Origin of the sequence: Nonomuraea candida (genome assembly GCF_000725485.1) — a bacterium.
GTDB lineage: Bacteria > Actinomycetota > Actinomycetes > Streptosporangiales > Streptosporangiaceae > Nonomuraea > Nonomuraea candida.
On record NZ_JOAG01000004.1, the window covers coordinates 1 to 24,965 of the forward strand.

21 protein-coding genes and 1 tRNA gene are annotated in these 24,965 nt (G+C 68.2%); 9 read left to right on the forward strand and 13 right to left on the reverse strand.

Features of this window, described 5'->3' with window-relative positions; genetic code table 11:
* Nucleotides 1-163 precede the first annotated feature (163 nt).
* Nucleotides 164-1,000 (forward strand): transposase family protein, encoded by an 837-nt coding sequence (locus tag IO39_RS01760; protein ID WP_043614874.1) that lies wholly within the window; start codon nt 164-166, stop codon nt 998-1,000.
* Here IO39_RS01760 and IO39_RS01765 read toward each other — a convergent pair.
* The 11 genes from IO39_RS01765 to dnaA all read right to left on the reverse strand — a co-directional run bounded on the left by IO39_RS01765 (nt 983) and on the right by dnaA (nt 14,492).
* Complete coding sequence (locus IO39_RS01765; RefSeq protein ID WP_157547816.1) at nt 983-1,756, reverse strand: hypothetical protein; 774 nt, start codon at nt 1,754-1,756, stop codon at nt 983-985. The two genes, IO39_RS01760 and IO39_RS01765, sit on opposite strands and share 18 nt — an antisense overlap.
* Nucleotides 1,757-1,772: 16 nt before the next feature.
* Nucleotides 1,773-1,931, reverse strand: coding sequence for a hypothetical protein (locus IO39_RS54055; protein ID WP_157547818.1), 159 nt, complete (start codon nt 1,929-1,931; stop codon nt 1,773-1,775).
* A gap of 129 nt (nt 1,932-2,060) precedes the next feature.
* Nucleotides 2,061-2,134 (reverse strand) — tRNA-Ile (locus IO39_RS01770).
* 130 nt (nt 2,135-2,264) lie between these two features.
* Nucleotides 2,265-2,999, reverse strand: coding sequence for a DUF3566 domain-containing protein (locus tag IO39_RS01775; RefSeq protein ID WP_043614879.1), 735 nt, complete (start codon nt 2,997-2,999; stop codon nt 2,265-2,267).
* Nucleotides 3,000-3,002: 3 nt separating this feature from the next.
* On the reverse strand, nt 3,003-5,501 hold the full coding sequence (gyrA, locus tag IO39_RS01780; RefSeq protein ID WP_043614882.1) for a DNA gyrase subunit A: 2,499 nt from the start codon (nt 5,499-5,501) through the stop codon (nt 3,003-3,005).
* 15 nt (nt 5,502-5,516) lie between these two features.
* Nucleotides 5,517-7,460: a DNA topoisomerase (ATP-hydrolyzing) subunit B gene (gyrB, locus tag IO39_RS01785; RefSeq protein ID WP_084772100.1), complete on the reverse strand. Its 1,944-nt coding sequence runs from the start codon at nt 7,458-7,460 to the stop codon at nt 5,517-5,519.
* A 350-nt stretch (nt 7,461-7,810) separates the two neighbouring features.
* Entirely contained in the window at nt 7,811-8,386 is a 576-nt protein-coding gene (locus IO39_RS01790; protein ID WP_245641767.1) for a DciA family protein, read from the reverse strand.
* Between the two features lie 358 nt (nt 8,387-8,744).
* Nucleotides 8,745-9,989, reverse strand: a complete 1,245-nt coding sequence (recF, locus tag IO39_RS01795) for a DNA replication/repair protein RecF (RefSeq protein WP_043614887.1) — start codon at nt 9,987-9,989, stop codon at nt 8,745-8,747.
* 247 nt (nt 9,990-10,236) lie between these two features.
* Nucleotides 10,237-11,181 carry a phosphogluconate dehydrogenase (NAD(+)-dependent, decarboxylating) gene (gnd, locus tag IO39_RS01800; RefSeq protein ID WP_043614889.1) on the reverse strand — a complete coding sequence of 315 codons (945 nt, stop codon included), beginning with the start codon at nt 11,179-11,181 and terminating at the stop codon, nt 10,237-10,239.
* 45 nt (nt 11,182-11,226) lie between these two features.
* Complete coding sequence (dnaN, locus tag IO39_RS01805) at nt 11,227-12,366, reverse strand: DNA polymerase III subunit beta (RefSeq protein WP_043614893.1); 1,140 nt, start codon at nt 12,364-12,366, stop codon at nt 11,227-11,229.
* A 542-nt stretch (nt 12,367-12,908) separates the two neighbouring features.
* Nucleotides 12,909-14,492 carry a chromosomal replication initiator protein DnaA gene (gene dnaA / locus IO39_RS01810; protein ID WP_043614896.1) on the reverse strand — a complete coding sequence of 528 codons (1,584 nt, stop codon included), beginning with the start codon at nt 14,490-14,492 and terminating at the stop codon, nt 12,909-12,911.
* Nucleotides 14,493-14,939: 447 nt separating this feature from the next.
* Here dnaA and rpmH point away from each other — a divergent pair, with 447 nt between their 5' ends.
* The 8 genes from rpmH to IO39_RS01840 all read left to right on the forward strand — a co-directional run bounded on the left by rpmH (nt 14,940) and on the right by IO39_RS01840 (nt 21,339).
* Nucleotides 14,940-15,077 (forward strand): 50S ribosomal protein L34, encoded by a 138-nt coding sequence (gene rpmH, locus IO39_RS01815; protein ID WP_043614899.1) that lies wholly within the window; start codon nt 14,940-14,942, stop codon nt 15,075-15,077.
* Between the two features lie 59 nt (nt 15,078-15,136).
* Nucleotides 15,137-15,499, forward strand: a complete 363-nt coding sequence (gene rnpA, locus IO39_RS52145) for a ribonuclease P protein component (RefSeq protein WP_084772102.1) — start codon at nt 15,137-15,139, stop codon at nt 15,497-15,499.
* Complete coding sequence (yidD, locus tag IO39_RS52150) at nt 15,496-15,777, forward strand: membrane protein insertion efficiency factor YidD (RefSeq protein ID WP_084772105.1); 282 nt, start codon at nt 15,496-15,498, stop codon at nt 15,775-15,777. Before rnpA ends, yidD begins: the two co-directional genes overlap by 4 nt.
* Nucleotides 15,778-15,781: 4 nt before the next feature.
* Nucleotides 15,782-16,735 (forward strand): membrane protein insertase YidC, encoded by a 954-nt coding sequence (gene yidC, locus IO39_RS01820; RefSeq protein ID WP_052422338.1) that lies wholly within the window; start codon nt 15,782-15,784, stop codon nt 16,733-16,735.
* Nucleotides 16,736-16,755: 20 nt separating this feature from the next.
* Nucleotides 16,756-17,244 (forward strand): Jag family protein, encoded by a 489-nt coding sequence (locus IO39_RS01825; RefSeq protein ID WP_043614902.1) that lies wholly within the window; start codon nt 16,756-16,758, stop codon nt 17,242-17,244.
* Nucleotides 17,245-17,551: 307 nt separating this feature from the next.
* A complete protein-coding gene (gene rsmG, locus IO39_RS01830) occupies nt 17,552-18,223 on the forward strand; it encodes a 16S rRNA (guanine(527)-N(7))-methyltransferase RsmG (RefSeq protein ID WP_043614905.1) in 672 nt (223 codons plus the stop codon).
* Between the two features lie 137 nt (nt 18,224-18,360).
* The gene (locus tag IO39_RS01835) at nt 18,361-19,296 is read left to right on the forward strand and encodes a ParA family protein (protein ID WP_211266862.1); all 936 of its coding nucleotides are present in this window, start codon (nt 18,361-18,363) and stop codon (nt 19,294-19,296) included.
* A gap of 1,080 nt (nt 19,297-20,376) precedes the next feature.
* Nucleotides 20,377-21,339 (forward strand): ParB/RepB/Spo0J family partition protein, encoded by a 963-nt coding sequence (locus tag IO39_RS01840; protein WP_043614912.1) that lies wholly within the window; start codon nt 20,377-20,379, stop codon nt 21,337-21,339.
* Between the two features lie 650 nt (nt 21,340-21,989).
* Here the strand turns inward: IO39_RS01840 and IO39_RS01845 are convergent.
* Nucleotides 21,990-23,036, reverse strand: a complete 1,047-nt coding sequence (locus IO39_RS01845; RefSeq protein WP_043614916.1) for a threonine aldolase family protein — start codon at nt 23,034-23,036, stop codon at nt 21,990-21,992.
* Nucleotides 23,037-23,671: 635 nt separating this feature from the next.
* Nucleotides 23,672-24,631 (reverse strand): D-alanine--D-alanine ligase family protein, encoded by a 960-nt coding sequence (locus tag IO39_RS01850; protein ID WP_043614919.1) that lies wholly within the window; start codon nt 24,629-24,631, stop codon nt 23,672-23,674.
* Nucleotides 24,632-24,965 lie beyond the last annotated feature (334 nt).

The window sequence follows — 24,965 nt, forward strand, 5'->3', positions numbered from 1 at the left end:
TGAGGTGATCTCAGCAAAATAGTTCGGACGTTTGGGATTTCTTGGACGTCGTTGCCGACGTTCCGGGCCTTTCGGGAGGAGTCGCCGAAGGCCGGAAACAGGCGTGGAGCCCCCGGTAAAAGAGCTCTCACCACAAGACGCTCAACCGGCCGGAAGGCTCCACGTGATTGCTCATCGTGCCACGCTCGACGTCTCCCGCGCACTCGTTCAGTACGTCGCCCGCCTCCTGCACGAAGAACGCCGCCTGCGTGGCACCCCGAAAGGCAGCCGGGTCTTGAGCCCATTCCGGCAGGCGGTCATGGTGGTGCGCTGGTTCCGCGGTGAGCACGACGTTCCCAAGCTCGGACGTGACCATCGCGTCTCCCGGGCCACCGCCTACCGCTACATCCACGAGGGAATCGAGGTCCTCGCAGCTCAAGCACCGGATCTGTCTCAAGCCCTCGAGCGCGCACACGCTGAAGGGCTGGCGTACGTGATCCTCGATGGCACCCTGATCTCCATCGACCGCTGCGCCGAGCAGACCGTCAGCGTCAAGGGCGAACCCATCGACGCCTGGTACTCGGGCAAGGCCCACCAGCACGCCGGCAACCTGCAAGCGCTCTCGGCACCTGACGGGCTGCCGCTGTGGATCGCCGAGGTCGAACCCGGCTCGGTCCACGACCTCACCGCCGCCCGAGCTCACGTTCTGGGTGCGCTGTACGCCGCAGCCGCACACGGCCTGCCGACCCTCGCCGACAGCGGCTACGACGGCGCCGGAATCGGCATCCACACACCGATCAAACAGCCCGAAGGCAACCAGATCCTCAGCCCGGACAACCGCACCTACAACCGGCTTCTACGAGCCCTGCGCTGTCTCGGCGAGCGCGGATTCGCCCTGCTCAAAGGCCGCTGGCGGACTCTCCAGCACATCACCGTCAGCCCGAGCAGAATCGGCGACATCGCCCGCGCGGCGCTTGTCCTCACCCACTTCGAGCACAATTACCTACCGGCAATTCGTTGAGATCACATCAGTGAGGCCATCGCGATCTGCTGACATCCATTCACGGCAGCTAGTGCATCGTTCCAGATCCTGATAGTCGCCGAAGTAACCGCACTCGAAGCAGCCGTGGGCCGCATCAACTGTTGCGGTGGCCTGAAGGCCGTGGACCAACGCTTCCTCCCCACACCAGTGGCAGTTGGACACAGGCCGCTCACCACCATGCTTCACCGCTCGATACCGCGACTTTCCGAGGACGTTCTCCACATACGCCTCTGCTGAGACGATTCCGATTGGAGAGTATGAGCAGAACAGGCAGCGGCCTTTCCCCTCCAACAGGAACGTGTCCTGCATACACTCCGGACACTTGACCACGGGGATGTCGGCTTCGGCAATCGCAGGCTTCAAGCTGTTCAAGAGCTCACGAACCATCACTTCGATCGTGCGCACTTGCTCCATGACGCTTCTGTACGTGCGGCTTATGAGCCTACGCTCCTCATCAGGAGCGCCCGGGGCCAACTCCCTCTCGATGAAGCGCAGCAGTGCCTCCATAGCTGGGGCCACCGTAGCCTTGATCGCCAAAGGGTTGTTGTCCGACAAGAGGGCGAAGTGAGCGACCTGGTTACGGACTCGGTTCAACCCCTTGATTCGCCGTAGGTCTTTGTCCGAGATCGTCACGTTCGCGATGTTCACTAGGCGATCCAACGCCTGGTCGATAGTGACGCTCTTGAAGTCGCCAATCTCGTACTTCGCTCGCTGAGCCTCACGGAGGTCGGCCACAACGAGACTCCAATGCTCACGCGCCAGGCGGGCCTTGAGCAAGGTCTCGAAGCTTGCGCTCAGGGTGCAGTGCCGCGTACTTAGCGTCCCGCTCGCTACCATCTGCGAGCAGTTCGACTGAGCTCTTGAGGAAATCTAATCCGTTGTTGATCACATGCCAGTTGATCTCTGCCATGACGAGGTCCCTCAGACAGGGCTCTGCTGTCGTACATCACTCCCGTTTCGGGGAGGCTAGTCACGCAGTTAGACACTCGGGAGAGTACAAAGGCCGCTTCCGATCCTCGGAAACGGCCTTCTAGCTGGGTGGGGCTACCAGGACTTGAACCTGGGACCTCTTCCTTATCAGGGAAGCGCTCTAACCGACTGAGCTATAGCCCCGCTCGCACCCCGAACGTTATCGCATCCGCCTCGGGGAGGCGAACCGGTTGTTCGGGACGAGAAAAGCTTACCGCCTTCCGCGGACTGCTCGCGCCGTCCTCGCCCTCGCGGGAACGGCGCGAGCGCCGGGTTACTCGGCCTCGCTGAAGGTCACCTCGACGCCGCCCACGAGGTCGGAGGCGATGTTGTAGATGACCGCCCCCAGCGTCGACAGGGCGGTGATCAGCACGACGTTCACGGCGCCGATCAGGGCCGTGTAGCCGAGGATCCGTACGGGCTCGAACCAGGAGGCGATGTCGATCGAGATCGAGTTCTGGCCCTGCTCGCCCTGGCCGAGCTGGTTGACCAGGTTGACGATCGAGTCGAAGACGCCCAGGGCCGACAGCACGCCATACAGGACGGCCACCGCCACGAACAGCACCACGAAGCACACGAGGGAGACCACGAAGCTGAACTTCATGGCCGACCACGGCTCGACGCGGCGCAGGACCAGGTGGGCCTTGCGGGGCAGCCGGCCCCCCGAGGAGCCCGACGACTTCTTCTTGCCGCTGCCGGGCAGCTCGACGGCCGGCGGGGCCTCGGTGGCCAGCGACGGGCGCAGGCGGACCGTCTCGTTGCCCTCCGGCTGCTGCCCGGCCTGGGGCGAACCAGGCATCATGGGCGGGGCGGAGGAAGCGTGCGGGCCGGATTGGGACGGCGGCGAAGGCTTGTTGTCCTCCTTGCCCGGCAGGGGCCTGCCCTGCGCGGGTGAGGTGTCACGGCCTTCGTCGACCGCGTCGAACATCTCGGATTCTGTGGGCTTCTTCGGCTGCTGTCCGTTACCCGAAGCCGCCTTGGCCCTGGCGGTGCCACCCTGGGCGCTCATGAGCTACTCTCCTCCCCCGTCTTCCTCATTCTCCACCGAAGTCTCCATGGACTCGGCGTTGCGGGCGAGGGCCACCACGCTGTCGCCTTCAGCGAGATTCATCAATCGCACTCCCATGGTCTGGCGGCCGGACTGCTTGATCTCTCCGGCACTCGTCCGGATCACCCCGCCGGCTGACGTGATCGCGAAGACCTCGTCCTCTGGGTTGACCATGACGGCTCCGACCAGCTTGCCACGGGAAGATACGATCTTCGCAGTCAGCACGCCTCTACCGCCACGTCCTTGAACTGGATACTGCTCCACTGGCGTCCGTTTTGCGTACCCAGCCTTCGTGGCGATAAGCACATCTTGACCGTCTGCGATCCGATTCATGGCGAGAAGTTCGTCACCTTCGAGGAACCTCATGCCGATGACACCGCTGGTCGCCCGCCCCATGGGGCGCAGGGCATCGTCGGAGGCGGTGAAGCGGATCGACTGCGCGCCCTTGGAGACGAGCAGCAGGTCGTCGGACTCGGAGACCAGGCGGGCTCCGATGACCTCGTCGTCCTCGCGCAGGTTGATCGCGATCAGACCGCCGGACCTGGGGGAGTCGTACTCCGACAGGCGTGTCTTCTTGACCAGGCCGCTGCGCGTGGCCAGGACGAGGTAGGGGGCGACGTTGTAGTCGCGTAGGTCGAGAACCTCCATGACTGTTTCGTCGGGCTGCATGGCCAGAAGGTTCGCCAGATGCATGCCCCGGGCGTCACGGCCGGCGTCCGGCAGCTCGTAGGCCTTGACGCGGTAGACCCGGCCCTTGTTCGTGAAGAACAGCAGCCAGTGGTGCGTCGTGGTGACGAAGAAGTGGTCGACGATGTCGTCCTGGCGCAGCTGAGCGCCGCGCACCCCCTTGCCGCCGCGCTTCTGCGCCCGGTAGAGGTCGGTACGGGTGCGCTTGGCGTAACCGCCCCGCGTGATCGTGACGACGATCTCTTCCTCGGCGATGAGGTCCTCGATCGACATGTCGCCGTCGTAGGCGATGATCTCGGTCTGCCGCTCGTCACCGTAACGGTTGACGATCTCGGTCAGCTCCTCGTTGATGATCTCCCGCTGACGGCTCTCGCTGGCCAGGATCGCGTTGTACTCGGCGATCTGTGCCATCAGGGCGTCGTATTCGTCCTGGATGGCCTGCCGCTCCAGGGCGGCCAGCTTGCGCAGCTGCATGTCGAGGATGGCCTGCGCCTGCACCTCGTCGATGTCCAGCAGCGCCATGAGGCCCTGCTGGGCGGCCGAGGCGGACTCGGAGGCGCGGATCAGCGCGATGACGTCGTCGAGGCGCTCCAGGGCCTTCAGCAGCGCGCGCAGGATGTGGGCGCGCTCCTCGGCCTTGCGCAGCAGGTAGCGCGTCCGGCGGACGATGACCTCGACCTGGTGCGCCACGTAGTGGCGGATGAACTGGTCGAGCCGGAGCGTGCGCGGCACGCCGTCCACCAGCGCCAGCATGTTGGCGCCGAAGGTGTCCTGGAGCTGGGTGTGCTTGTAGAGGTTGTTGAGCACGACCTTGGCGACCGCGTCGCGCTTGAGCACGATGACCAGGCGCTGCCCCACCCGCGAGGAGCTCTCGTCACGCACGTCGGCGATGCCGGTGAGCTTGCCCTCACGCACCAGCTCGGCGATCTTCAGGGCCAGGTTGTCGGGGTTGACCTGGTACGGCAGCTCGGTGACGACCAGAGCCTGCCGCCCCTTGTCCTCCTCGACCTCGACCACGGCGCGCATGGTGATCGAGCCGCGGCCGGTGCGGTAGGCGTCCTCGATGCCCCGCCGGCCCACGATGAGCGCCTTGGTCGGGAAGTCCGGGCCCTTGACCAGCTTGATCGAGGCTTCGAGCAGCTCGTCGTCGGTGGCCTCGGGGTTCTCGAGGTACCACTTGACCGCCGAGGAGACCTCGCGCAGGTTGTGCGGCGGGATGTTGGTGGCCATGCCGACGGCGATGCCGCCGGAGCCGTTGACCAGCAACTGGGGGAAGCGCGAGGGCAGGACGTCGGGCTCCTGCGACTTGCCGTCGTAGTTGGGGCGGAAGTCGACGGTGTCCTTGTCGATGTCGCGCAGCATCTCCATGGCGATGGGCGCGAGCTTGCACTCGGTGTAGCGCATCGCCGCCGCCGGGTCGTTGCCGGGCGAGCCGAAGTTGCCCTGCCCGTCGACCAGCGGGTATCGCAGCGACCAGTGCTGCGCCAGGCGTACCAGCGCGTCGTAGATCGAGGTGTCGCCGTGGGGGTGGTAGGTGCCCATCACGTCGCCGACGACGCGGGCGCACTTGAAGTAGCCGCGGTCGGGACGGTAGCCCCCGTCGTACATCGCGTAGAGCACCCGCCGGTGCACCGGCTTGAGACCGTCGCGCACGTCCGGCAGCGCCCTGGACACGATGACGGACATCGCGTAGTCCATGTAGCTGCGCTGCATCTCGGACTGGATGTCCACAGGCTCGATGCGGTCGGCCGGGGGAGTGGTGTTCACGTCCGTCACAGGTGTAGGTCCTTCTTAAACATCGAGGAAGCGAACGTCGCGCGCGTTGCGGATGATGAAGTCGCGCCGCGCCTCCACGTCCTCGCCCATCAGCACGCTGAACAGGTCGTCCGCCTGCGCCGCGTCGTCGAGCGTGACCAGGCGCAGCAGCCGGGTCTCCGGGTTCATGGTGGTCTCCCAGAGCTGGCCGGCGTTCATCTCGCCCAGACCCTTGAAGCGTTGTACGTTGTCCCGCGGCCGCGGGTCGGGCTTGCCGTTGCTGATGCCCTCGGCGATCACGGCGTCGCGCTCGGAGTCGGAGTAGGCGTAGGAGGCGTCCTCGCCCTTGCGGTCCCACTTGATCTTGTAGAGCGGCGGGCACGACAGGTAGACGTGACCGGCCTCGATCAGCGGCCTCATGAACCTGAACAGCAGCGTCAGCAGCAGCGTGTTGATGTGCTGGCCGTCGACGTCGGCGTCGGCCATCAGGATGACCTTGTGGTAGCGCAGCCTGGCGATGTCGAACTCGTCGTGCACGCCGGTGCCCAGGGCCGTGATCAGCGCCTGGACCTCGTTGTTCTTCAGGACCTTGTCGATCCGCGCCTTCTCGACGTTGAGGATCTTGCCGCGGATGGGCAGGATGGCCTGGAAGCGCGAGTCGCGGCCGCCCTTGGCCGAGCCGCCGGCCGAGTCGCCCTCGACGATGAACAGCTCGCACTTCTCCGGGTCGTTCCACTGGCAGTCGGCCAGCTTGCCCGGCAGCCCGCTGCCCGACTCCAGCAGCGACTTGCGCCGGGTCAGGTCGCGCGCCTGGCGGGCGGCGATGCGGGCGCGCGAGGCCTGGAGGGACTTGTTGATGATGTCCTTGGCCTCGCCCGGGTTGCGCTCGAACCAGTCGCGCAGGTGGTCGTTGCAGGCCTTCTGGACGAACGACTTCGCCTCGGTGTTGCCGAGCTTGGTCTTGGTCTGGCCCTCGAACTGCGGGTCGGAGAGCTTGACGGAGATGATCGCGGTCAGCCCCTCGCGGACGTCTTCGCCCGAGAGGTTGTCGTCCTTGCCCTCCTTGAGGAACTTCTGCTCGCGCGCGTAGCGGTTGACGATCGACGTCAGCGCCGCGCGGAAGCCCTCCTCGTGGGTGCCGCCCTCGGCGGTGTTGATGACGTTGGCGAAGCTGTAGACGGACTCCGAGTAGGAGTTGTTCCACTGCATCGCGATGTCGACGGCCAGCCCGTCGCCCTCCTCCTCGAAGGAGATGATCGACGCGTGCGCCGGCTCCTTCTTGGCGTTGAGGTGCTGGACGAAGTCGGACAGGCCGCCCTCGTAGTGGTAGGTGACCGAGTGCGGCTCGCCGTTGATGTGGTCGGGACGCTCGTCGGTCAGCGTGATCGTCAGGCCCTTGTTGAGGAAGGCCATCTCCTGGAAGCGCCGCGAGAGCGTCTCGTAGTTCCACGTCGTGGTCTCGAAGATGTCGGGGTCGGGCCAGAACGTGACCGTGGTGCCCGTCTCGTCGGTCTCCTCGCCCTTGGCCAGGGGGGCCGTGGGCTTGGACATCTCGAAACGCTGGCGCCAGTAGTGGCCGTTCTGCTTGACCTCCACCTCCAGGGCGGTGGACAGCGCGTTGACGACGGCCGAGCCGACGCCGTGCAGGCCGCCCGAGACCGCGTAGGACTGGCTGTCGAACTTGCCGCCCGCGTGCAGCGTGGTCAGCACGACCTCGACGGCGGAGCGCTTCTCCACCGGGTGGATGCCTGTGGGGATGCCGCGCCCGTTGTCGACCACGCGCACGCCGTTGTCGGCGAGCAGCGTGACGTCGATCCTGGTGGCGTAACCGGCCAGGGCCTCGTCCACCGCGTTGTCCACGATCTCCTGGACGAGGTGGTGCAGGCCGCGCTCACCGGTGGAGCCGATATACATACCCGGGCGCTTGCGAACCGCCTCAAGCCCCTCGAGTACGGTGATTGAGCTAGCGTCGTAGGACAACTGCGAAATCCTCCTGCCGCGGACACGCGGCGGGGGAGGCGATCAACTAGCGAAGCTGCCCCTGCCGTGCCCGTCACCGTCGTGAGTGCCCCGATGCGCGGTCACCCAGGGGAGTCGGCTTGCTGCCGGGGTGACACGCAAGCGGACGTGTCCGGAATCCTTTTTCATTCTACCGCTTCCGGAGGGCCAAGGTGGCAATGAACGCGCCTGTGGTGCCCTCTAGCTCGTTTTGCCCCCCTGGCAAGCATCCCCCCTCCGGAAAGGGGGCTTATCGCGTCTGTGGCTTTCTGGTCGCCCCCGGCGCCCAACCGCGGCAGCGCGAGCGCCTGCTCCGGGCCGGTGCCGGGGGGCTACCCGTAGGTGTCGCCGGGACCCCGGCTTCCGGTCACCCGCAATCCCCCTGACGGACGCGGCGCGTTCTGCGGGCCCCTGACCTTGACCTTCGTCACGGTGCCGTCGCCGAGCTCCTCGTTCAGCCTGCGCACGAGGGTGCGCGCGAGCAGCCTGACCTGCGTCGCCCAGGCCGTCGAGTCGGCCAGGATCAGCACTTCCCCGTCGTCGAACGACTCCGGCTTGGTGTGGGCGGCCAGGTCGGGGCCCACGATCTCGACCCAGCGGCCGAACACCGCGCCGACGGCCGCCGGCCGCTCCCAGCCGCGGTCGGCCAGCAGGTCGGCGATCGCGCGCCCGAAGAGCTGCGGGTCGCCGCTTCCCCTGCGCGGGCCGGCGGCCTTGCGCCGGGGCTCGCGGCGGGGGAGCTGGCCGCGCTTGGCGGCGTCGGCCTTGGCCTGGGCGAGCTTCTCCCTGGCCAGCGCGACGCCCCGGGCCGTCGAGCTCGCCCCCTTGGCCGCCGCCGCGGCCGGCCCGGAACCCCCAGGCGCCGCCGACGCGCCGCCCGCGGCCGATGCGCCGGGAGCCGGGGACACCCCGGAGGCCGCCGGCCCGCCGACCGACGCCGGCCCGCCGACCGACGCCGATGCGCCGGGAGCCGGGGACGCGCCTGGGGCCGAGGACGCCCTTGGGGACGCGCCTGGGGCCGGGGGCGCGCCGGTCGGACCGGCGGCCTCCTGCGCGGCCTGTCCACCGCGCGGGCCCACAGCCTGTGGACCGCCCGCCCTCCTGGGATCACCGGACACCCGGCCTCCCGGGAGATCACCGGGGGCACGCCCCTCGGACCCCACAGCCTGTGGACGGCCCGGGGCGCGGCCGCCCGGAGCCTGGGCCTGTGGACGGGCGCCCCCGCCCCGCGTGCCGGGTGGGAAGCCCTCCGCGGGGTGTGGTCGGTCAGCGGACACGGGTCACACTCCCTTCGGCGACGTCGAATCTTCCTCCCACCAGCTCCGGGGGCACGTCGTCGGGCACGGCAGCCGTGATGAGCACCTGCTCGGCCGGCCCGACGATCTCGGCCAGCCGCCGCCTGCGCTGGCTGTCGAGCTCGGCGAACACGTCGTCGAGGATCAGCACGGGATCGCCGCCGTCGGCCCGCAGCAGGTCGTACGCCGCCAGCCGCAGCGCCAGCGCGAACGACCACGACTCCCCGTGGCTGGCGTAGCCCCGGGCGGGCAGATCGCCGAGCCCGAGCAGCAGATCGTCGCGGTGCGGGCCGACGAGCGTGACCCCTCGTTCGAGCTCCGACTGGCGGACCTCCAATAGCCGCTCCCGCAGACGCTCTTCAAGGGTTTTCCCCAAGTCTGTGGATAACGTCTGTGTATCGAAAGATCCCCGCTCACCGGGGACTTCGCCCTCCTGGACACCGTCGTCGTTGTCCCCACCTGTGGACAACGTGCTGCGGTAGGCCAGCGTCGCGGGGGCGCTCGACGGGGCGAGCGCGGCGTAGGCCCCGGCCACCAGCGGGCGCAGCGCCTCGATGAGCTCCAGCCGCCCGCGCAGCAACTCCGCGCCGTGCCTGGCGAGGTGGGCGTCCCAGACCTCCAGGGTGCTCAGCACGTCGCCCGCGCCCGCCGCGGCGAACCCGCTGTCGCCCTCCTGCCGCCGGGGGCTCCTGCTGCCCCTGCGGGCCTGCGCGGCCGTGCGCAGCAGGGCTCCGCGCTGCTTCAGCACCCGGTCGTAGTCGGCGCGCACGCCGGCGAACCTGGGTGTCCTGGACACCAGCAGCTCGTCGAGGAAGCGGCGGCGCTCGGACGGGTCGCCCTTGGCGAGCGCCAGGTCCTCGGGGGCGAACAGCACCGTGCGCAGCAGCCCGACCACGTCGCGGGCCCTGGACACGGGGGAGCGGTTGAGCCGGGCGCGGTTGGCCCGGCCCGGGTTGATCTCCAGCTCGATGAGCGCCCGCCGGTCGTCACGCTGGACGGCGCAGCGCACGATCGCCCGCGCGGCCCCCTGCCGCACGAGCGGCGCGTCGCTCGCCACCCGGTGGCTGGAGTGCGTCGCGACGTAGCCGAGGGCCTCGACCAGGTTGGTCTTGCCCTGGCCGTTGGGCCCGACGAACGCCGTGACGCCCGGCTCCAGGCCGAGCTCCACGGACGCGTAGGACCGGAAGTCGGTCAGCGAGAGGTGGGCGACATGCACCCCACGAAGGTTAGTGGGCCTCGCGGGTCACTTGGGTCACCGGCATGCGCTCTTGTGGAAAAACCCCGGCGCTGTGGATAACCCCGCCGTACGGTCCGGACCGGCGCGCGTCCGCCGGTCTGGCGCCCTCGGCGCCCGGGCCTGCGCGCGCCCTCACGCGGCGGCCCCGGGCCTCGCCGTCCGGCTCACGCCCGCGGAACTCATGCCGCAGAGCTCACGCCGTCCGGCTCACTCCCACCGGCTCGGCTCAGCGGTCGGCCTCGCGCGGCGGCGTGACGTCGGCGCCCGGCGCGTCGGCGCCCTTGCCCGTGCTGCCCTCCGCCGAGGTGATGGCGTGGCCGCCGAACTGGTTGCGCAGCGCCGCGACCACCTTCATCGCGGGGGAGTCGTCCTGGCGCGAGGCGAACCTGGCGTAGAGCGCGGCCGTGATGACCGGCAGCGGCACCGCGTGGTCGACGGCGGCCTGCACCGTCCACCGGCCCTCGCCGGAGTCTTGTGCGTAACCGCGCAGCTGCTCGAGGTGCTCGTCGTCGTCGAGCGCCCGCACCAGCAGGTCGAGCAGCCAGGAGCGGATCACGGTGCCGGTGCGCCAGCTGCTGAAGGAGCCCTTGACGTCTTTGACGACGTCGGAGGCCTCCAGCAGCTCCCAGCCCTCCGCGAAGGCCTGCATCATGCCGTATTCGATGCCGTTGTGCACCATCTTCGCGAAGTGTCCGGCGCCGACGTCGCCGGCGTGGACGAAGCCGTCCTCGCCCTCGGGCTTGAGCGTCTCGAAGATGGGCATGAGCCGGTCGATGTGGGCCTTGTCGCCGCCGCACATGAGCGCGTAGCCGTTCTTCAGGCCCCAGACGCCGCCGCTCACGCCGCAGTCGACGAACCCGATGCCCTTGCCCGCCAGCTCGGAGGCGTGCTTCTGGTCGTCCACATAGTGGGAGTTTCCGCCGTCCACCACGACGTCGCCGTCGGCGAGCAGCTCGCCGAGGTCGTCGATGGTGGTCTGGGTCGCCTTGCCCGCGGGCACCATGACCCAGATCGCGCGTGGCGCCTCCAGGCGCTCGACGAGCTCTTTGAGGCTGGCCACGTCGCTGATCGCCGGGTCCCGGTCGTAGCCGATGACCTCATGACCGCCGCGGCGCAGCCGTTCGGCCATGTTGCCGCCCATCTTGCCCAGCCCGACCATGCCGATCTGCATGATGTCTACCCCCTTGTCAGACTTCCATCATCTCCGATGACAGGTTCAGCCTGACAGTCGGATGGGCATGATCAGGTATCGGTAGTCCGTGCCGGCCTGGTCCTCCACAGGCTTGCCCCCGGTGAGGATAGCGGGCTTCGTCGATGTGGTCATCTGCAGCCTGGCCACATCGGAGTCGATGGCGCCCAGCCCCTCCAGCAGGAACTGGTGGTTGAAGGCGATGTTCATCTCCTCGCCCTCGTAGTCGACCGGGAGCGCCTCGACGGCCTGCGCCTCGTCGCCGCTGCCGGCCTCCAGCACGACCTCGCCGCTCTTGAACGCCAGGCGTACGGGGGTGTTGCGCTCGGCGACCAGGGCCACGCGCTTGACCGCCTCGACGAACGGGCCCGTGGACAGGTCGGCGCGGGCCGAGAACTCGGTGGGCAGCAGCGAGCGGTATTTCGGGAACTCGGGGTCGAGCAGACGGGTGGTGGTGCGCCGCCCGGCGCTGGAGAAGCCGATCATGCCCTCGCCGGTGCCGCCGGCGGAGCTGAGCGCGATCTCCACCTCGGCGCCGGTCGTGCCGAGGGCCTTGGCCGTGTCGGCGAGCGTCTTGCCGGGGATCATCGCGATCGCGGCGAAGTCGGGCTGTCCCGGCTGCCACTTCAGCTCGCGCACGGCCAGCCGGTAGCGGTCGGTGGCGGCGAGGGTCACGGTGTCGCCCTCGATCTCCATCCGCACGCCCGTGAGCATGGGCAGGGTGTCGTCGCGGCCCGCGGCGACGGCGACCTGGGCGACGGCGGAGGCGAACACGTCGCTGCCGACCCGGCCCGCGGCCGGGGGCATGGCGGGGAGGGTCGGGTAGTCCTCCACAGGCATGGTGAGGAGGGTGAAGCGCGCGCTGCCGCACGTGACGACGGCCTTGGCGCCGTCCACCACGAAGTCCACAGGCTGTGCGGGAAGCGCGCGCGTGATCTCGGCGAGCAGCTTGCCCGAGACCAGGACGACCCCGGGCTCGCCGGTGTGGAGTTCGAGTGTCACTTCCGCGGAGACCTCGTAGTCGAAGCCGGACAGCTTGAGCCGCTGCTCCTCCGTGACCTCCAGGCGCATGCCGGCGAGTACGGGCACCGACGGACGCGCCGGGAGGCTGCGTGCCGTCCATGCCACCGCCTCAGCGAGGACGTCTCGCTCGATTCGGAACATCACGGTGATCAGCCTCCTGGGTTCGTCGTTGATTGAAGGATCTCAAGGATCCACCCTCCCGGACTCGCGCTCCGAGAGAACCCTCTATGGGTCTTTGAGTTTCTTAGTTAGAGAGATAAGAGGTCATCACACTAGGGGCTGTGGAAACTGTGGACAACCGGCGTCTTGGCTGGTCAGGGCCACTATTTTCATCCACTGGGGGTGTGGGTGACGCCTGGGGAGAACTCTCGCGCCTGGGGATGACGATTCTTCGCCCACAGGCCGTCCCCAGATCATGGTGTCTCTGTCCACGGCTGGACGGGGGTTATCCACGAGGTTTCCACAGGTTATCCACGGGGTAAAAGGGGCGCTTCTGGAGCCCCAGATCGACTGTTCACAGTCTGTCCACACGTTGTCCACTGGTAGTCCCCAGGTTCTCCCCAGGATGTCCCCACCTCTGTCCCCAGCCGATGTGGACGGATTTTTCCCGGCATTGTGGGGTGAACGACCGCCCCGATTTTGCGTTTCCGCTGGTCCACAGTGTTTTCCACAGGCTGTGTATGACTTCAAGATCCACGCTGTGTCTGCTTGATGCGGATTGTTAGCTCGTTGACCTGGTTGTACATCGACTTGCGCTCGGCGATGAGCGACCGGATCTTGCGCTCGGCGTGCATGACGGTGGTGTGGTCACGGCCGCCGAACTGCTGGCCGATCTTCGGCAGCGACAGCTCGGTCAGCTCGCGGGCGAGGTACATCGCGATCTGCCGGGCGTTGACGAGCGCCCGGCTGCGCGAGGTGCCGCACAGGTCGTCGATGCTGATGCCGAAGTATTGGGCGGTCTCGCTCATGATCGCCGCGATGGTGATCTCGGTGTCGGACTCCGAGGTGATCAGGTCCTTCAGCACCACCTCGGCGAGCTGCAGGTCGACGCCCTGCCGGTTGAGGCTGGCGAACGCGGTGACCCTGATCAGCGCGCCCTCCAGCTCACGGATGTTGGTGGAGATGCGGCTGGCGATGTATTCGAGCACCTCGGGCGGCGCGGCCAGGCCCTCCTGGATGGCCTTCTTCCTGAGGATGGCGATCCGGGTCTCCAGCTCGGGCGGCTGCACGTCGGTGATCAGGCCCCACTCGAACCGGTTGCGCAGCCGGTCCTCCAGCGTGATGAGCTGCTTGGGCGCCCGGTCGCTGGAGATGACGATCTGCTTGTTGGCGTTGTGGAGCGTGTTGAAGGTGTGGAAGAACTCCTCCTGCGTCTGCTCCTTGCCCTCCAGGAACTGGATGTCGTCCACGAGCAGGATGTCGATCGCGCGATAGCGGCCGCGGAATCCGTCGGCCTTGTGGTCGCGGATGCTGTTGATGAAGTCGTTGGTGAACTCTTCCGAGCTCACGTATCTCACTCGCGCGCCGTCGTACAGGCTCTGGGCGTAATGCCCGATCGCGTGCAGCAGGTGCGTCTTCCCCAGCCCCGAGTCGCCGTAGATGAACAGCGGGTTGTAGGCCTTCGCCGGCGATTCGGCGACCGCCACGGCCGCCGCGTGGGCGAACCGGTTGCTGGCGCCGATGACGAATGTCTCAAATGTGTACTTTTGATTGAGTCTGGCCGGTTCGCTGGGCTTGTTGCTCTTCGCCTCCCACCGGTTCGGCGCCGGTTCCGGCGCCTTCTCCACAGGCGGTGTGTACGGCTGGGCCTGTTCAAAAGAGAAGCCCTGCTGTGGATATTCGGTGGATATCTGGGGCTGCTCCGGCTGTGGAGAATAGAACTGTGGAGGCTCGGAAGCCTGGTTGTGCTGCGGTTGCACGGGCTGTGCATAACGCAGCTGACTCTCCACACCCTGGGGATAACTCTGAGTCACAGGCTGTTGATGAGCGTCGCCGGCGGGCTGCTCGGGCGCCGCTGTGTCGATCATCACGGCCACCCGCATGGTCCGGCCGAGCTCCTGGGAGAGCGCGTGGGTCACCAGCGGGCGCAGCTTGTTGCTCTCGATGAGATCCTTGAGGAAGTCGTTGGGGACGCCGAGCACGATCGTGTCGTTGGCCAGGGCGATCGGCCGCACCATCGACAGCCAGGTGCGCTGCTGGATGGGCACGTTCTCGTTGAGGAAGTTGCCCAGGGCCCTCGCCCATACCGTGCCGAGGTCGACACCGTTCATGGTGCGGTTCCCCCTCCTCCCTCTCGCGGCCCCCCGCGATCGTTTGTCCACATGGCGCGGTCGCCCACGGTGCTCGGCGACCCCTTCGTCCACACCTGGGGACGGACTGGCCCGCCCGCGTTCTCCACAGGTGATCCACAGGATGTCCACAGCGTGTGAGCGGGCCCGAAAGGCCCGACAGTATCTATGTGCACAGCGGTGTTCAAGACGTTGTCCACAGCCTAGTGGCACCTGAGTGCACATCTTGTGGACGTGGGGCGGGCGGTGGAAAAGTGGCCTGTGGATTGGTGGACAACCGGTCCGGTTTGACCTGAGCGCCCTCTGACCCGTAACGTACGACGGTCGGCTTGTCACGCGACGGCTATTTCGCGTGCCCTCGCTTTCCTGGCAGGCCACCCATGTGTGTTAGGCGCCCTTGCGGCGCACCATCAAGCCTGGAGCCCACCCGTGAGCAAGCGTACTTTCCAGCCGAACAACCGTCGCCGCGCGAAGACCCACGGCTTCCGGCTGCGGATGCGCACCCGGGCCGGTCGCGCCATCCTCGCCGCTCGCCGCCGCAAGGGCCGCGAGAAGCTGTCGGCCTGATCGTCCCGCGCGACTACAGCCCGCCGGCGTTCCTCGCCGGCGGGCGTTAGACGTATACGGTGCTGTCCCGTGAATCCCGCATGCGACGCGGGGAGGAGTTCGAGGCGGCGGTCAGGCGCGGTAGGCGCGCCGGTCGCCCGACCCTTGTGGTGCATTTCACTATTTCGGGGGAAGATCCACCTCTGGTGGGTTTCGTGGTGAGCAAGGCCGTAGGCGGCGCCGTGACCCGAAACAAGGTCAAACGACGGCTCCGACACCTGATGCGGGACCGTCTCGACCGGTTGCCGCGAGGTAGCCTGCTTGTGGTACGCGCCAATCCACCGGCCGCGTCCGCGCGATTCGAGCACCTGGCCGCCGAACTCGATAGCGCGCTGGATCGTTTGCTCAGGCGGCGCGAGTCCTCGACGGGTGGACAGAAATGACGGAGCAACCGCAAGGGGTGGTGCCGGGCCTCGCCGCCCGCGCGCTCATTCTCCCTATCCGGTTCTACCGGGCGTTCATCAGCCCGCTGCTCGGTCCACGTTGCCGGTTCTATCCGTCGTGCAGTGCCTACGGGCTCGAAGCGATTGCCGTACATGGGGCATTGCGCGGCATATGGCTGACTGTCCGGCGCATCGGGCGGTGCCACCCATTTCATCCCGGAGGTATAGACCCGGTGCCCCCACGCCCGGTCCGGTCCCACGAAACGCAAGGGAGATAGCTCGGTGGAGCTGTCCTGGCTGAGCTGGCTGTACCAAGCCGTAGCCCAAGTCATCATCTGGATCCATACTGCATACAGCACGGTCCTCAACCCGGACAGCGGGCTGACCTGGGCGTTGACGATCATCACGCTGACCGTGTTCATGCGGATCCTGATCTTCCCGCTCTTCCTCAAGCAGATGCGCTCGTCGCGGAAGATGCAGGAACTCGCCCCCAAGGTTCAAGAGCTGCGCAAGCGTTACGCCAAGGACAAGCAGCGCATGAACCAGGAGGTCATGGCTCTCTACCAGGGAGCGGGCGCGAACCCGCTCGGTGGCTGCCTTCCCGTCCTGGCCCAGTTCCCGATCTTCATCTCCATGTTCACGGTGCTGCAGAACATGGCGAACGGTCACGCCAAGTACGGCATGACCCAGGAACTGGTCGACAGCGCCCGGTCCGCGCACATCTTCGGCGCGCCGCTGCCCGCCAACTTCTACATGTCCGGCTCCGAGATCGCCGGCTTCGACGCGGGCGTCGTACAGACCAAGATCGTGCTGGCGATCTTCGTCGCGATCAGCTCGCTGACCACGTTCCTCACCGTCCGGCAGAGCGTCACCCGCTCCATCGCGCAGATGCCGGACAACCCCATGGCGCAGCAGCAGAAGATCCTCATGTACATCTCGCCGCTGTTCGCCTTCTTCAGCCTGGGCTTCCCGCTCGGCCTGATCCTGTACTGGGTCACCACCAACGTGTGGACGCTCGCCCAGCAGCACTGGTTCTACAGCCGCAACCCCATGCCGCAGTACGACGCCAAGGGCAACGTGATCCCGGTCGAGTCCAAGCCCGGCCTGATGGCGAAACTTCGCAAGACCACTCCGGAAGAACAGGCCCCCCCGGCCCCACCGGAGCCTAAGATCATTAGGAAGCAGCCGCCGAGCAGGCAGCCCCGCAGCAAGCGCACCGGCAGCAAGAAGTCTTGAACACGAAGGAGAGGCCGGCCATGATCGAGGCCGAGCAGGAGAAGGCTCCTGATCTCAGCGCGCTGGAGCAGGAAGGCGAGATCGCTGCCGACTACGTCGAAGGTCTGCTCGACATCGCCGACATCGACGGTGACATCGACATGGACGTGGAGGGCGACCGCGCCCTGGTCTCCGTCGTCGGGCTCAAGAGCACCGAGCTCGTGGGGCCCCATGGCGAGGTCCTGGAGGCGCTGCAGGAGCTGACCCGTCTGGCCGTGCACCGGCAGACGGGGGAGCGGTCGAGGCTGATGCTCGACGTCGCCGGTTACCGCGAGCGCCGCAGGGCCGAGCTGACCAAGCTGGGCACCGAGATCGCCGGTCAGGTCAAGGAGCGCGGCGAGCCGAAGTCGCTGCACCCGATGACCCCGTTCGAGCGCAAGATCGTCCACGACGCGGTGGCCGCCGCCGGGCTGCGCAGCGAGTCCGAGGGCGAGGAGCCGCAGCGGTACGTCGTGGTCCTGCCCGCCTGAGACGTCCTCACGGCATCCGGATCGGCCGTCTACCCGCCGCCGTGCGCGGGGTAGACGGCCTTTCGCGTTTCTCGGGGTGCGGGGCCATATGCCGGATTCGCGGTGAGTTGGCGGCGTTGCGGATGGGCAGACGGCGTGCTCACAGGCCACCTTCACCCTGGCCCGCTAGTCTTCCCTTGTGATCTCACCCCGTAGCCTTGGGGAGAGACCGGGCTCGAACCCGGGCCAGTCGCCGGCATACGCCGGCGTTCCCCGTGCCGACCCACCGATCCAGGGCCATGAGTCCTGAAGAAAGGGCCACCGACCAGTGAGCGATGAGCTTCCGGAGCCGCCGGACATAGCACGGGACGTCTTTGCCGGGGAGGCTTGGGAGCGTGCCAACGCGTTCGCCGGGCTGCTGGCGGGGCCCGGTGTCGTCCGCGGGCTGCTGGGCCCGCGGGAGGTGCCCCGGATCTGGGATCGCCACCTGCTCAACTGCGCGGTCGTGGCCGAGGCCGTGCCGCCGGACGTACGGCTGGTGGACATCGGCTCGGGCGCCGGGCTGCCGGGGCTGGTGCTGGCGATCGTCCGGCAGGACATCACGGTCACGCTGCTGGAGCCGTTGCTGCGCCGTACCGTGTTCCTGGAGGAATGCGTCGAGGTGCTCAAGCTGGACAACGTCGAGGTGCTGCGCGGCCGGGCGGAGGAGCTGGCGGGCAAGCGGGAGTTCGACGTCGCCAGCGCCCGCGCGGTGGCGCCGCTCGACCGTCTCCTGAAGTGGGCGATGCCGCTGCTCCACGAGGGCGGCGAGCTGATCGCGATGAAGGGGGAGCGGGCCGCCGGCGAGCTCGCCGAGGCCGAGCCCCAATTGCGGGCCAGCGGAGCCCGAACCGCCGAGCTTGTGACCGTCGGGCACGGTAAGGTCGAGCCGCCTGCAACATTGGTTCGGGTGGTAGCGGGTCGCACGCCGGAGCGAGCGAGGCGGCGACGAAGGAGGTGACGGTTGTGCCAGTCGCGTCTAGTGGTCTTGGCTGGCCGGGCAGCCGTCCGTCCGAGAGTCCAGCCGGGGTTGGCTGGCCCGAAATGGGCGTGTCGCGACAGCAAACTCCCGGCACCGGCACACCATCGGTTGAAAGGATGGCTATCGTGACCCAGACCCCCCTGAACCCCGGTGAATCACCGTTGGTACGAGAGGCGCTCAGCTCAGTGGTTTCACGTGAAACATCTGCAACCCCGACGGCCGCTCAGTCCGGTGAGACCTCCGGCGACGGCAACGGCACCTGGCCGCGCCCGTCCAAGACCAGAGTGATCGCGGTGGCCAACCAGAAGGGCGGCGTGGGCAAGACGACGACGTCGGTCAACATCGCCGCCGCGCTGTCCATGCACGGCCAGCGCGTCCTCGTGGTGGACCTCGACCCGCAGGGCAACGCGTCCACGGCGCTGGCGACGGAGCACCGGGGCGATGTCCCGGACGTGTACCAGGTGCTCGTGGACGATCTCCCGATGGCGGACATCGTCAAGCAGGTGCCGGACATGCCGAACCTCTACTGCGCTCCGGCGACCATCGACCTGGCGGGTGCGGAGATCGAGCTGGTCTCGCTGGTGGCCAGGGAGGCCCGCCTGCGGCGCGCGCTGGCGGCGTATGACGCGGTGGACCTCGACTACATCGTGATCGACTGCCCGCCGTCTCTCGGGCTGCTGACGGTGAACGCACTGGTGGCCGCGGAAGAGGTCATGATCCCGATCCAGTGCGAATACTACGCGCTGGAGGGCCTCGGCCAGCTCCTCAGGAACGTCGACCTGATCAAGGCTCACCTCAACCCGACGCTGCGGCTCTCGACGATCGTGCTGACGATGTACGACGGGCGTACGCGGCTGGCGTCGCAGGTGGCGGAAGAGGTGCGGTCGCACTTCGGGGAGACGGTGCTGAAGACGGTGATCCCGCGGAGCGTGCGGTTGTCGGAGGCGCCCAGTTACGGGCAGTCGGTGATGACGTACGATCCGGGGTCCAGCGGGGCGATGGCCTACATGGACGCCGCCCGCGAAATCGCCTACCGCGCCACCGTCTCCTGACCGTCACCGTCTCCCGACCGTCGCCGCCGTCCGGCCGTGGTCGTCTGGCCGCTCGCCTTGTGGCACTGGGGCCGCTGTCGTCGTCTGACCGTCGCCGCCGTCCGGCCGCTGTCGCCCGGTGGCCGCTGTCGCCCTGCGGCCTTGTGGCCCTTGTGGCCGCTGTCGCCCGGTGGCCGTCGTCGTCTGACGGCCGCCGTGTCGAGACCGCCGTTGTCGTGTGACCGTCGCCGCCGCTTGATCGCTACCGTCGCCTGACCGTCACCCGCGCCTCCGCCTGCCTGGCGCCGTGGCGCGGGTTCCGTCGGTGTGCCATCGATGGGTGGGAGCCGCCGAGAGCGTCCGTCATGAGGGCCGTCGTGCCTGACGTCCCGTCGCGTGGGGGCTCGTTGCCTGAGGGCTCGTCATGTCGGGGCTCATCGGGCGGAGGCGTCTGAGGGATTGTCGGGCCCGTCGGTGGAGACCCGTCGCGTGGAAGCTCGTCGGGTAGAGGCCGGTCGCGTGGCGTCCTGGCGGGTGGAAGCCGGCCGTGTGGGGGCTCGTCGGGTGGAGGCCGGTCGGGGTGGAGGCCTGGCGGGCGGAGGCCGGTCGGGTGGCGTCCTGGCGGGTGGAAGCCGGTCGGGTGGAGGCCGGTCGGGTGGCGTCCTGGCGGAGGGTGACTTGTCGTGCGGAGGCTCGCCACGTGAGGACCTGTTGTCTGGTTACCCATCGTTCGGAGCCCGCCGGGGGACGCCGATGGCAGCGTGGTGGCCCGTTGCCGGACGGACGTCGGCCGGCCGTGCTTCTGGGTTCGGACCCTCGTCGCTGTTGCCTGGTCGTCACCGCTCACGTCTTGGCGGCAGTTGGCCGTCTCGATCCTCTCCGATCGGAGCGCTCGGCGATGGGTGGCGAGAGGGTGGTTGTGGAGGCCGCGGGTGGGTGGCAGGGCGTGTCTTGGAGCTGTCGGTCACGAGTTGGGCAGGTTCGTGACCGTGTCGGTGTAAATCCAACGGGGCGGTGTGTGGCGAGCGGGCACCCGGCAGGGTCGGCGACGGTAACCTCTCCTGAGGTGACCGGATTCGACCGGGTGGATGAGGAGACGCAGTGAGTCAGCAGCGGCGGGGATTGGGCAAGGGGCTCGGGGCGCTCATCCCGACCAGTCCCATCGTTGACGGCGCGGGGTCGGCACCGGCCTCCGCGAACGGTTCAACGACGGAGACGGGCCCGAAGCCGATCGCCGGGGCGTACTTCAAGGAAGTCGCCCTGGACGCGATCGTCCCCAACCCGCGGCAGCCACGTGAGATCTTCGACGAGGAGCGGCTTGAAGAGCTGGCGGCCTCCATCCGTGAGGTCGGTCTGTTGCAGCCGATCGTGGTGCGCCCGGTCGGCGGTGGTCAGTACGAGCTGATCATGGGGGAGCGGCGTTGGCGGGCGTGCCAGCGAGTTGGCCTGGATTCGGTTCCCGCGATCGTGCGCAACACCCAGGACACCGATCTCCTGCGGGACGCGTTGATCGAGAACCTTCAGCGTGAGCAGCTGAACGCGCTCGAAGAGGCAGCGGCGTACCAGCAGTTGCTTGACGACTTCCAGGCGACGCACGATCAGCTCGCCAAGAAGGTCGGCCGGTCCCGTTCCCACATCACCAACACGCTGCGCCTCCTCAACTGCCCTCCCGAGATCCAGTTCAAGGTGGCCGCCGGGTCCATCACCGCCGGCCATGCCCGCGCCCTGCTCGGCCTCGACAGCGTCGAGGAGCAGATCCAGCTCGCGAAGCGCATCAGTGCGGAGCTCCTCTCGGTACGGGCCGTGGAGGAGATCGTCGCCATGGGGAGCGCCACCGCTGCCCAGAAGCCGGCTCGGGAGCGCAGGGCGCCCAAGCCGGTCGCCCCTGGTCTCACGCACCTTGCCGACCGGCTGTCGGACCACTTCGAGACCAAGGTCAAGGTGGACCTTGGGCGCCGGAAGGGGCGGATCGTGGTGGAGTTCGCGACGATCGACGACCTTGAGCGCATCATCGGGACGATGGCGCCTGAGGCGGCACGCGTGATGAGGGAAGCAGAGGACTGACGGCCCACCTCTTCACCGGGCCGCCGTTTCACGTGAAACTGCCGCTTGGTGATCGCCCCCCATCGGGGGTGTCCCTGTTTCACGTGAAACCCCGCCCCGGATCGCTCCTCATCGGTGCCCCTGTTTCACGTGAAACCGCTGCCCGGTGATCCCCGCTCGTCGGCGCCGCCGTTTCATCTGAACACGCCGCGCGGATGATCGCCCCCATTTGGTGTCGCCGTTTCATGTGAAACCGGCGTTCGGCGGTCGCTTCTCACCGGGGTGCGCTGTTCCATGTGGACCGCTGCCGGGCGTCCGCTCCCTGGTTGGGTGGCCGTCGTTTCACGTGAAACACGCCGTCCGCTGATCGACCCGCTCGTGGACAACCGCTGTCCCGCTGAATACGTCGCCCATGGTTGGCCCTCCTCCCGAGGTGACCGCCGTCTCGCTTGGAACCAGCCTCCGCCTGGGGCGGGGGAGGGAGATTGCCGGTTCTTCCAGTGCCTGTTTCACGTGAAACCACGCTCGCGGCACCGCAGACGCTCCTCGTCATGGATTGAGACCGCACTGCCTTCGATGCGCGTTCGCGTCGCCTCTCACGTCAGCGCTCACCCAGCCGACGTGTTTCACGTGAAACGAGGCCAATTTCGGAGACAGGCTCGGCGGGCAGGCTACGTCGTGGCGGCTTTGCGGATGTCGTCGAGGAAGTCGTCCACGTGTTCCGGGGTGGTGTCGAAGGCGGTCATCCAGCGGACGGTGCCGGCCGCCTCGTCCCAGTAGTGGAACAGGTAGCGCTGCTGGAGGATCTCGATGGCGGCGGTCGGGAGGGTGGCGAAGACAGCGTTGCCCTGCACCGGGTACGCGAGTGAAACGCCCGGGAGATCGGTCAGCCCGTCCGCCAGGCGCTCGGCCATCCGGTTGGCGTGCGCGGCGTTCGTACGCCACAGGTCGTCCGTCAGCAGGGCTGAGAGCTGAGCCGAGATGAAGCGCATCTTCGAGGCGAGCTGAAGAGACTGGCGGCGCAGGAACGGTACGGCGTGCGCGAGCGACGAATCGAGCACCACCACGGCCTCCGCCGCCAGGGCGCCGTTCTTGGTGCCGCCGAAGCTGAACACGTCCACCCCGGCGTCGGTCGTGACGGCCTTCAGATCGCAGTCGAGGTAGGCGGCGGCGTTGGCGAGCCTGGCGCCGTCCACGTGGAGGCGCAGCCCCGCTTCGTGCGCCGTTTCGGCCAGCGCGGCGATCTCGGCGGGGGAGTAGCAGGTGCCCAGCTCCGTCGTCTGTGAGATGGAGACGACCGCCGGCTGGCTCTCGTGGTGATTGCCGATGCCGCCCAGGCGCGCCTTGATGTCGGCCGGGCGCAGCTTCCCGTCCTCGGTCGGGACCGTCAGGAGCTTCACGCCGAGCAGCCGCTCCGAGGCGCCGGCTTCGTGGGTGGCGATGTGCGCGGTGTCGGCACAGATGATGGCGCTGTAGCGACCGAGCATGGGGGCCAGGCCGACCATGTTCGCGCCCGCGCCGTTGAGCACCGCGAACCCTGCGGCGTCCGGGCCGAACGCCTCCTTGACCTTCTCCTCGAACGCCGACGTCCAGCTGTCGTCGCCGTAGGCGGGCGCGTCTCCGTGGTTCGCCGCCGCCATGGCTTCGAGGACGGCCGGGTGCACGCCGGCGTGGTTGTCGCTGGCGAAGCTCTTGGGGTACATCGAATCGATCAGCACAGAGGTAAGGCTACTTACAGCACTCCCGCTGGCCGCCTCCACCCGCCAGGCCCACCTCTCGTGCGGCCCAGAGGGGGGCCAGGGAGAGGGAAGTGGCGGATGGCATCCCGGGGAGGCGCGGCCGAGATCCGCGCCCTCAGTGGAGATCTGGGGGAGGGGCGGGAAGAGAGGAGTCGGTCCTCGGTGAGTCGGCGGAGGCGAGGAGGGCGTTCGGGGAGAAGGAGCCGGTGGAGAGAGCGGTTCTCACCGTGGGGCGGGTGGGGGAAAGGTTGCGCCCCGTCCGGTGGTGCAGATCCAGCCCCGAAGGACGCGTGGTCACTCTTCGGTGTGCTGGCTGGGCGGTACGCGCGGACGCCATAGGCGGTGCCAGTGCTCGTAGAGTGCCGGCGCGAAGGGGGCAGCCGGGTGCCACGGCGTGTCGGTGCGAAGGAGTGGCCGGGTGCCACGGCGTACTGGTGCGAAGGGGCGGCCGGTGTCACGCCAGTGCGAAGGAGTGGCCGGTGTCACGCCAGTGCGAAGGGTGGGCGGTGTTGGGGCGTGCCGGTGCGAAGTGGTGTGTGCGCGTGGTCAGAGGTGGGAGCGGGCGCCGGGAGTTCTGAGCCGTGGGGCAGAGTCCCGGCGGTCCGGGGGAGGGGTCAGGAAGCGCGGGAGCGGGAGGCGGCGATCTGGAGGAGGGTGCGGCACAGCTCGCCCAGGTCCCGCCCGGCGGCCTCCGCGGCCATGGGAAGGAGCGAGGTCTCCGTCATGCCGGGCGCCACGTTGACCTCCAGGAAGTGCGGCACCCCCGCCGCGTCGACGATCAGGTCCGTACGGGAGATGTCCCGTAGCCCCAGAGCGGTGTGGGCCGTCACGGCGGTCTCCGCGCAGGCGGCGGCCGCCTGGGCCGAGAGCCGGGCGGGGGCGAAGAACTCGGTGTGGCCGGCGGTGTAGCGGGCCGCGTAGTCGTAGACCCCTTCGTCCGGGACGATCTCCACGGCGGGCAGGGCCACCGGGCCGTCGCCGAGGTCCACGACGGAGACGGCCACTTCGACGCCGTCGACGTACTGCTCGATCAGCGCCGTGTCACCGTACGCGAAGCAGCCGACCATCGCGGCGGGCAGCTCCTCGGCGGTGGGGACGAACGAGGCGCCCAGCGCCGAGCCGCCGCGCGCGGGCTTGACGAACAGCGGCAGGCCGAGGCGTTCGACGATGCGGCCGAGGACGACCGTGGCGCCGAGGTCGTGGAAGGTCTCCTTCGGCAGGGTGACCGACTCGGGGGTGCGCAGCCCGACGGAGCGGACGACGGCCTTGGCGGTGGGCTTGTCGAAAGCGACCCGGCAGGCGTCGGGGTCGGCGCCGACGTAGGCGACGTTGAGGAGCTCCAGCACGGAACGGATCGCGCCGTCCTCGCCCGCGCCGCCGTGCAGGGTCACGAACACCGCGTCCGGCGGGTCGGCCAGGACCGAGGGGACGAGCGAGGCGTCGGTGTCGCGGGTCTCCACGTCGACGCCCGTCGCGCGCAGCACCTCACTGACCCTGCGACCCGAGCGCAAAGACACCTCTCGCTCATAGGAGAGGCCCCCGGCCAGCACCAGCACGTGGCCCAGATCGCTCATCACTTCTCCTCCGCTGACGGCACGCTGTCCAACCGTACCGGCGTCAGGGGTTAATGGTGTACGGGAGGTGCTTTCTCCGGCGATCCCATCCCATCTCAGCCAAACGGCAGAAGGTTTCTTGGCCAGAACCGGAGGAACCCGCGAAAGCGCGGGAGCGAAGCCAGGACGGGGGCGCGGGGCCCGGGGAAGGGCCCGGAGAAGAGCCCGGAGAAGGGCCCGGGGAAGGGCCCGGGGAAGGGCCCGGAGGAGATCCGCACCTCTGGCCGGTCGCCCCGCGTCCGGCGGGGGAGGGGCGCGATGACGTGGAAAGGGCCGGCCCCGCGGAATCTCCCGC